The organism is Alkalibacterium sp. m-11, assembly GCF_054658155.1.
In genome coordinates this window covers 1-323 of the sequence record NZ_BAAGIR010000421.1, presented here as the reverse complement: position 1 = coordinate 323, position 323 = coordinate 1, and the positions used below count along the sequence as shown (strand labels likewise).

The following is a 323-nucleotide window of genomic DNA, read 5'->3' as shown; positions in this document are numbered from 1 at the left end:
ACGGTTAATCGCAACGCTTCGTTGCGAAGATTCATGCTTGCGTTAATATCTCTATCGTGATGACTATTGCACTCAGGGCAAGCCCATTCACGGACAGTGAGATTCTTAACGGCTTTGTTTTGGTAGCTACAATTTGAACACAATTGGCTGGATGGAAAGTTTTTCGCCACAGTGACAACTTGTTTGCCGTACCAGCCTGCTTTGTATTTAAGCATAGTCCGGAACTCTGACCATGAGACTTCGCTGATGGCTTTACTCAACTTGCGGTTCTTCACCATGTTCGACACCTGCAAATCTTCGATACCGATGATGTCGTGGTTTTT

1 protein-coding gene is annotated in these 323 nt (G+C 44.9%); it reads right to left on the bottom strand.

Features of this window, described 5'->3' with window-relative positions:
* On the bottom strand, positions 1–323 hold a 323-nt coding region (locus ACYQ2O_RS13035; RefSeq protein ID WP_459771508.1), incomplete at both ends, for an RNA-guided endonuclease TnpB family protein.